Source organism: Curtobacterium luteum (assembly GCF_001475545.1).
Lineage (GTDB): Bacteria > Actinomycetota > Actinomycetes > Actinomycetales > Microbacteriaceae > Curtobacterium > Curtobacterium luteum_A.
Genome location: NZ_LDQC01000109.1, coordinates 1 through 8,426 on the forward strand (window position 1 = coordinate 1; position 8,426 = coordinate 8,426).

The 8,426-nt window shown below is 71.1% G+C and carries 7 protein-coding genes; 3 read left to right on the forward strand and 4 right to left on the reverse strand.

The annotated features are described in order from the left end of the window. On the reverse strand, window positions 1-1,853 hold a 1,853-nt coding region (locus tag NS184_RS15595; RefSeq protein ID WP_242863088.1), incomplete at its 3' end, for an MDR family MFS transporter. Window positions 1,854-1,972: 119 nt separating this feature from the next. Here NS184_RS15595 and NS184_RS15600 point away from each other — a divergent pair. The 3 genes from NS184_RS15600 (at window position 1,973) to NS184_RS15610 (ending at window position 6,056) form a co-directional block, all read left to right on the forward strand. Further along, entirely contained in the window at window positions 1,973-2,449 is a 477-nt protein-coding gene (locus NS184_RS15600) for a MarR family winged helix-turn-helix transcriptional regulator (RefSeq protein ID WP_058727017.1), read from the forward strand. A 159-nt stretch (window positions 2,450-2,608) separates the two neighbouring features. Continuing rightward, entirely contained in the window at window positions 2,609-4,492 is a 1,884-nt protein-coding gene (locus tag NS184_RS15605) for a DEAD/DEAH box helicase (RefSeq protein ID WP_058727018.1), read from the forward strand. Between the two features lie 226 nt (window positions 4,493-4,718). Next, complete coding sequence (locus NS184_RS15610) at window positions 4,719-6,056, forward strand: fibronectin type III domain-containing protein (protein ID WP_193750504.1); 1,338 nt, start codon at window positions 4,719-4,721, stop codon at window positions 6,054-6,056. A 365-nt stretch (window positions 6,057-6,421) separates the two neighbouring features. On the opposite strand, the gene NS184_RS18435 is transcribed toward NS184_RS15610, so the two are convergent. From NS184_RS18435 to NS184_RS18915, 3 genes are all read right to left on the reverse strand, one after another. Next, window positions 6,422-6,568: a hypothetical protein gene (locus NS184_RS18435; protein WP_193750505.1), complete on the reverse strand. Its 147-nt coding sequence runs from the start codon at window positions 6,566-6,568 to the stop codon at window positions 6,422-6,424. Next, window positions 6,568-7,161 carry a nucleotidyltransferase domain-containing protein gene (locus NS184_RS15615; RefSeq protein WP_058727020.1) on the reverse strand — a complete coding sequence of 198 codons (594 nt, stop codon included), beginning with the start codon at window positions 7,159-7,161 and terminating at the stop codon, window positions 6,568-6,570. The genes NS184_RS18435 and NS184_RS15615 overlap by 1 nt, the downstream gene beginning before the upstream one ends. A 178-nt stretch (window positions 7,162-7,339) precedes the next feature. Beyond that, window positions 7,340-8,426, reverse strand: a 1,087-nt coding sequence (locus tag NS184_RS18915) for a ParB/Srx family N-terminal domain-containing protein (protein WP_193750507.1), incomplete at its 5' end; no start/stop codon positions are given.

Consider the following 8,426-nt stretch of genomic DNA (forward strand, 5'->3'; position numbering starts at 1 on the left):
TCGTCTCGGATGTGCTGCGCTACCGGTTCGAGGAGTCCTGATCCTTGATGGGGCGCGACAGCTCCGGGGGTGAGCTGGTCGACCCAGTACGAGCGCTGGGAAGCGTTCGACCAGTCCACGGAGACGGTGCCGTCCTGGACGGTGGCGTGCGCCTTGTCCGCGACGGCGGCGAGGGCCTGCTGCTCGGCGGCGGGCGTGGCTGCGGCGACCTGCTGGTCGATGACCTGCTGCGCTGCCGCTGCGGGCACGACACCGGCCGCGACCTGCTGCTGGACCGCGGCGGTCACCTGCTCGGTCACCGCAGTGTCGGCTGCGCGCTTCGCCTGCGCGGCGGCGTCGTCGAGCTTCGACTGCACGCCGTCCTCGAGCGGGGTGACGATCGGCGTCCAGATCTTGTCCATGACGCCTCGGTTCTCGCTCGCGGTCGCCACGGTCGGGTTCGTCGCTGCACGGAGCGCGGCGGACAGGTCCTTCTCGTTCGCGGTCGCGTGCAGGATGTTCGCCGGCATGACCGAGAACAGCACGGAGAGCAGGACCGCGGTGCCGAGCGTGCCACCGATCTGGCGGAAGAACGTCGCCGACGAGGTCGCCACGCCCATGTCCCGTGCCTCGACCGAGCCCTGCGACGCGAGGGTCAGCGACTGCATGACCGAGCCGAGGCCGAGGCCGATGAGGAACATGCCGATCATGAGGAACCAGAGCGGCTTGTCGATCGTCATGAACGTGAGGACGACGTAGCCGGTCGACACCAGGAACGTGCCGATGACCGGGAATATCCGGTAGCGGCCGACCCGGGCGACGATCTGGCCGGACGTGATGGACGCGATCATCAGTCCGCCGACGAGCGGCAGGGTCGCGAACCCGGACTCGGTCGGGGTGAGACCGACGACGATCTGCAGGTACAGCGGGATGGTCAGCATCGCGCCGAACATGGCGAAGCCCACGAGGAAGCCGATGACCGTGGCCATCGAGAAGGTGCCCGACCGGAAGAGCTTCAGCGGGATGATCGCCGCGTCGCCCATCCGCGACTCGATGACGAGCAGCGCGACCAGGCCGACGACACCGACCACGTAGCAGGCGATGGCGGCCGGTGAACCCCAGCCCCAGGTGCGGCCCTGCTCGGCGACGAGCAGCAGCGGGACGAGCGTGACGATCACGGCGGTGGCGCCCCACCAGTCGACGACGGGCTTGTCGCCGGCACGGTGCACCTTCGGCAGGTGCAGGAAGACGATCACCATGATGAGCGCCGCGATGCCGATCGGCACGTTGATGAGGAGCACCCATCGCCAGCCCGTGATCCACAGGATCTCGGAGGAACCGGCGAGCAGGCCGCCGATGAGCGGGCCGATGACCGACGAGATGCCGAAGACGGCGAGGAAGTAGCCCTGGTACTTGGCGCGCTCGCGGGGGGCGAGGATGTCGCCCATGATCGCGAGCGGCAGCGACATGAGCGCACCGGCGCCGATGCCCTGCACGGCACGGAAGCCGGCGAGCATGATCATCGAGGTCGACATCGACGACAGCACGGCGCCGAGGATGAAGACGACGATGCCGAAGATGTAGAGCGGACGGCGGCCGAAGATGTCGGAGAGCTTGCCGTAGATCGGCGTCGCGATCGTCGACGTGATGAGGTACGCGGTCGTGACCCAGGCCTGCTGGTCGAGCCCGTGCAGGTCGTCGCCGATCGTGCGGATCGCGGTGCCGAAGACCGTCTGGCCGAGCGACGACAGGAACATGCCCGCCATCAGGCCGTAGATGACGAGGAGGATCTGGCGGTGGGTCATCAGCGGCTGCTGACCGGCCCCACCTGCGGCCGCGGGGGCCTGCACCGAGACGGGTGCGGTGGCTGTCATCGAGCTCCTTGGATCAAGCTGCGCGAGCGAGGGTTTCGCGCTGTGAAAGTTTGCAGACCGCGCAACGATACATCCGTTGCGTTCCGGAAGCAACTAAATCCGGCCGGTACGCTGACCCCGTGAACGAGGACCGGACCGCCGCCGAGCGACTCCTCCGATCGCAGCTCGACCGGCTGTGGGTGCGGCAGACCATCCGCGCCTCACTCATCGAGTCACGCGGGGGACTCGACCCGACCGCTCGCGTGATCCTCCGCGCCGTCGAGCACTTCGGCGCCGTGCGGTCCACGGCGATCGCGGACGCCACCGGGCTCTCGCGGCCGGTGATCAGCCGACGGGTCGCCTCGCTCGTCGACGGCGGCTTCCTCACCACGGCGCCGGACCCGGCGGACGGTCGAGCAGCCCTCCTGTCGCTCGCGCCGCTCGGCATCGAGGTCCTCGACCAGCTCGACCTGGCCGGCGCCGAGGTCTTCGACGACCTCACCGGTGGCTTCGACACCGTGGAGCTCCGGCAGCTCGCGGCGCTGCTCGAACGCCTCAACGACCAGGCCGACACGATCCTCGGGGTGGGCGCAGCCGCGCGCGACGCAGCCTCCTGACCGCGCGTCGCGGGGAGCTGACCGGGCACCGCATCGCGTCAGCGCGACGCCACCACGGCGGCCTGGAGGCGCGGCGCGGGCCCGCCACGCGCCTCCAGGCCGGCGCAGGGTACGCCGCCCGTTCACCTTCCGTGCCACATCCGGGATACCGTTCTCCCCATGAGCACCGAGAACACCAGTACAGCCGAGACCGTCGACGAGGGGCCCGTGGTGACCTTCGCCGACCTCGGCCTGAGTGACCAGGTGCTCAAGGCCGTCAAGGACATCGGCTACGAGACGCCGTCCGCGATCCAGGAAGCCACCATCCCGACGCTGCTCGAGGGGCGCGACGTCGTCGGCCTCGCGCAGACCGGCACCGGCAAGACCGCCGCCTTCGCGCTGCCGATCCTGTCCCGCATGGAGTCCGGCAGCAAGGTGCCCCAGGCGCTCGTGCTGTCCCCGACGCGCGAGCTCGCGCTCCAGGTCTGCGAGGCGTTCGAGCAGTTCGCATCGCACATGAAGCACGTGCACGTCCTGCCCGTGTACGGCGGCCAGGCGTACGGCGTGCAGCTCTCCGCCCTCCGTCGCGGCGTGGACGTCGTGGTGGGCACCCCCGGCCGCATCATGGACCACATCGCGAAGGGCACGCTCGACCTGTCCGAGCTGAAGTACCTCGTGCTCGACGAGGCCGACGAGATGCTCAAGATGGGCTTCGCGGAGGACGTCGAGACGATCCTCGCCGAGACCCCGGACGACAAGCAGGTCGCGCTGTTCTCGGCGACGATGCCCGCGCAGATCCGCCGCATCTCGCAGCAGTACCTCACGGACCCGGCCGAGATCACCGTCAAGACCAAGACGAAGACCGCGGCGAACATCACCCAGCGGTACCTCATGGTGTCGTACCCGCAGAAGGTCGACGCCCTCACCCGCATCCTCGAGGTCGAGGACTTCGAGGGCATGATCATCTTCGTCCGCACGAAGAGCGAGACCGAGACCCTGGCCGAGAAGCTCCGTGCCCGCGGGTACGCCGCCGCGGCCATCAGTGGTGACGTCGCCCAGGCGCAGCGCGAGCGCACGGTCAACCAGCTCAAGTCGGGCAAGCTCGACATCCTCGTCGCCACCGACGTCGCCGCCCGTGGCCTCGACGTCGACCGCATCACGCACGTCGTGAACTTCGACATCCCGGTCGACATCGAGTCCTACGTCCACCGCATCGGCCGCACCGGTCGTGCCGGCCGCAAGGGCGACTCGATCAGCTTCGTCACGCCGCGCGAGCGCCGGCTGCTCGCCGCGATCGAGCGCCACACGAAGCAGCCGCTCACGCAGATGCAGCTCCCGACCATCGAGGACGTCAACGAGACGCGCCTGACCCGCTTCGACGACGCGATCACCGCGGCCCTCGAGCAGCAGGACCGCATCTCGGCGTTCCGCGACGTCATCGCCCACTACGTCCGCAACCACGACGTGCCGGCCGAGGACGTCTCCGCGGCGCTGGCGGTCGTGGCGCAGGGTGAGGACCCGCTGCTCCTCGACGCGGAGTCGGACGAGCTCAGCGCGCGGGTCGGTCGCGACGGCGCCTCGGGTGCCCGTCGTGACCGGGACGACCGAGGAGACCGAGGCGACCGTGAAGACCGTGGCCCGCGTCGGTCCCAGCTGATGACGGCCTACCGCATCGAGGTCGGGCGTCGGCACCGCGTCGAGCCGCGCCAGATCGTCGGTGCGCTCGCGAACGAGGGCGGGCTCCGCCGCGACGACTTCGGGGCCATCCAGATCCGTCCGGACTTCTCCATCGTGGAGCTCCCGACCGACATGGACGCCGGCGTGCTCGACCGCCTGTCCGACACGCGGATCAGCGGCAAGCTCATCGAGATCAAGCCCGATCGCCGCGGAGGAGGCGGTGGCCGTCGGTTCGACCGCGACGACCGCGGGCCGCGCGGCGGTGGCCGGTACGACCGTGACCGCGACGACCGCGGGGGTCGTGACCGCGACGACCGCGGGCCGCGTGGCGGTGGCCGGTACGACCGGGACCGCGACGACCGCGGAGCGCGCAAGCCGCGCCACTGAGGCGACCGCGCCCCGGCGGGGCCGCGTCGCACGCTGTCCCGCAGCGCGGCCGCGCACGAGCCTCGGCCGGGCGCGCACGAGACTCGCTGCGCCGTTGCGGGGTCCCGCCAACCCGGAGCCGACCCCGCACGATCGACCCGCACCGACCCGGGCTCGCGCCCCACGGTGCTTCGATGACCTTCAGTCGCCGCCACCCGAAGGCCGCGCAGACAACAGGGGATCGATCGTGTACAGAGCAGTGCTCACCGCCGCGGCAGCCGCGGCGCTGGTGATCGGTGGAGTGACACCCGCGGTGGCGGCCACTCCCTCGTCGAGGCTCCCGGGGGCCCCGACGTCCGTCCACGTCAGCGGTGCCGGTGACGCCGCCACGCTGACCTGGAGTCCTCCGAAGACGGGTGCCGCGGTCAAGCACTGGCGCGTCTCGATCCGACCGGCTGCCGGACAGCCCGGCAGCGGAACCGAGGTCGTCGCCGCGACCGTGCGGTCCGAGCGCTACGGCTGGATCCGCGCCGGCGTGCACTACACGTTCTCCGTCCGGGCAGTCGGCGCCAAGGGCGACGGTCGCTCCGTGTCCGTCCGCTACACCGCCCCGGCGAGCACCACGGTCGCGCAGTCGCTCTACGGGCTCGACGCCGCCGGCTCGGTCGTCCGCTTCCCGACCACGGGCACCGGCGCACCGAGGACCGTCGCGAAGGACGGCGCCGGCTACGCGGCGGACGACGTCGGGAACGTGTTCGTCCCTTCGCGCGACGGCACGAAGCTGCTCCAGTACCCCGCCGGCGGTGGCACGGCGCGCGTGCTCGCGACGGGGCTCCACCTGACGAAGGACCTGCGCTCCGACGTCGCCGGCAACGTGTACTGGGTCGACTCCGTGTCCGGCGGCATCGTGAAGCTGCCGATCGGCGCCGGCGTCCCGAAGACGATCCTGCCGTCGAGCGGCACCGCGTGGACCGTCGGACGGGACGGCACCGTGTCCACGTTCGTCTCCGCGCCGGGATCCTCGACCGGGCCGTCGGTCGGCACCGTCGTGAGCCGCACGGTCCACGGCGTGGTGACCACCCGGAAGGTGGGCCAGGCGAGCGGCCAGCCGATCGGGTACTTCACCACGGTCGTCGCCGACGGCGAGGGCTCGCTGTACCTCGACTTCCGCGCGTTCGGCGGGAGCGGCTACCACGGCTTCTGGTCGCTCGCGGCCGGATCGTCGACGCTCGTGCAGGTACCGGCGAAGGTCAAGTACCAGTTCAGCGCGACGAACGCCGACTCGCTCCTGCTCGGCCAGTCGGCGGGCTGGTGCTCGGCGACCTCCGAGGCGGACCCGTTCCACCCGTGCACGACCGACCACTCGCTGGCCACCCTGGTCACCCGTGACGCGTCCGGCACGACCCAGGAACTCGCCGTCACCGGTGGCCCGAAGGTCCCGTCGAACGGGTACTACCCGGGCGCCGCGGACTCGGCCGGCGACCTCTTCGTCGACGCCGACTCGGGTCTCTGGCGGATCCCCGCCGCGGGCGGGGCTGCGCAGCAGATCTCGACGGGGCAGTACGACCGGCTCACCTCGATCTGACGCGACCTGGTGACGGACGGGAGGCGCGGTGCCAGCCGGCACCGCGCCTTCCGTCCGTGAACCGGTCGCGCTGTCTACGCGCGGTGACCGCGTCGGCATCGTGCTCCTCACGTCCGCAGGACGTCCTCCATCCGTGCGATGAGCCGCTCGAGTGCCGTGAGCAGACTGCCCAGCTGCGCCGGTGAAACACGGGACGCCGAGTACTGGAAGTTCGTCTTCTCGTCGAGCAGGCGCTTCAGGTGCGAGCCCGGTTGCTTGTCCGGGCTGCACGCAGCGTCCAGCAGTCTCCGGGCCTCGGCGTGGTCCTCGCTTGCGGAGCGTTGACCGAGGACGTGGCCGCAGATCGCGTCGGCAGCCGCGATGCCTCACAGCACGGCGTTCGAACCACACACCTTCCAGTCCGCCTGGGCGTCCGACGTTCGGAGCAGACGCGCCGCTTCGAGGTACGCGACGGCCTCGTTCCGACGGGCTGCGACCTCCACCGACGTCATCTGCCTCGTGCGAGCCGGCATCAGAGCAGGGTCCGGAGCTCGGTCCCGTGCACGGTGCGAGCGTCAGCCCGGAGCGAATCGACGATGGGGTCGCGTTCGTGCACGGCGGTCTCGAGCTGTTCGCGTGAGAAGTCGAGCACACCGCAGTCGTTGCCGGTCCAGGTCCGCACGAGGTCGCCGAGCTCCACGGCGACGTCCTCGGCACCGCCGGCCTCGGTCACCAGGACGATGTCCACGTCGGAGGCGGCGGTCGCTTCGCCCCGAGCGACTGATCCGAACACGGCCGCACTGATCGCATCTGGTACACGCCGTGCCACGAACGAGGCGATGCGTGACGAGAGTTCGTCCTGCGCATCGAGACCCGCCTGGACCGCCGGCCAGAGGACGTGGTCCCGGTTGGCTCGGTACTCCGAGTGCTGCAGCCCGCGAGTGACGCTGACCAACCCGATCCGTTCGAGCTTGTCGAGTCCACGCTTCGTCGTCGTGTGCTGTGCGGTCCCGCTCAGACGAGCGATCTGTCGGCCGGTCAAGCCGACGTCGGTCCGGGCGAGGACGCGGAGCGCGTCGGCCTGCGAGTCCGCGAGGATCGAGGCGAGCGGATTGGTCAGGTCCATGTCGGGAGTGTACACAAAAACGCACCAAGTGGTGCACTTTTGTGTACACCTGGAACAGGCCGGAGGCGCGGGGCCAGCTGGCACCGCGCCTCCCTCGCAGGCTCGGTCGGCGCGCCCCGCGCGACGCTTCGCGTCGCCGCTGAGCGGGGCGCGCCCGTCCGTGAAGGGGCCGCTCTGACTACACGCGGTGACCGCGCCGACGCCGTGCCACCACGATGCCCGTGCCGACGAGCAGCGCGAGGAGCGCGGCGACCACAGCGGGGACGAGTCCCTCGGCGCCCGTGAACGCGAGCTCGCCGTCCGTGCCCGCACCGTCGGTGGCCACGACGGTCACCGTGGTCGACCCGACGGTCACGCCGCCGACGACCACGACGACCGTGTGGGTCCCGGCGGGCAGCCCGGTCGGGACGGTCGCCGCGAGGGTGAACGCGCCGGAGTCGTCGGTCCGCACGGTGCCGAGCAGGACGGGGTCGGAGTGGATCTCGACCCGGGCGTCGGCGTCGGGCGCGAAGTCCGTGCCGCGGACGGTCACGGCGCCGCCGGCCACCAGGTCACCCGTGACCGTGACGGAGCCGCGCACGGTCGTCGGGTCGGTCGGTTCGGCGCTGCCGGGCTCGGCGGGCGTGGTGCCCGGGTCGGTCGGCGTCGTCCCCGGGTCGCCGGGCTCGGTCGGGTCGGTGCCCGGGTCGGCCGGCTCGGCCGGCTCGGCCGGCTCGGTGGCCAGGGTCTTCCGGTACTCGGTCATGTACGCCAACTTGCCGGGCTTGTCCGACGAGTACGGCGCGGAGAGCTTCGCCCACTCGCCCTTGGTCACGGACTTGCCGTCGTTCCAGGCGGTCAGCGTGCTGAGGTCCGCGGCGGTGTACCCGCTCGCGGCGTCGACGACCTCGTCGCGGGGGAGTGCGACCTGGGCCTTCGTGATCCGCTCGACGAGTGCGAGCGAGTCGGCGAGGTCGTCCTGGTCCCAGTCGGCGAGCCCGAGCTCCGGGTGGGCGCGGAGCCACGACCCCCAGTAGAACTCCTGGAACGGGACGGCGCCGTCGGCGGTGTATCCGATGTCCCGGCCGAAGTACATGATGCTGCGGGCGCTGTCGTCCTGGAACTCCGACAGCCCGACGTTCTGCGGCAGCTGGGCGGGCGTGATGGCCTTCCCGGCGGTGTCCCGGAGCCAGACCCACCGGTTGTCCTGCATCGTCTGCCAGAACGCGGACTCGGTCATGCCGGAGAGGTTCCCGAGCACCCGGAGCCGGACGTGCACGTCCGGC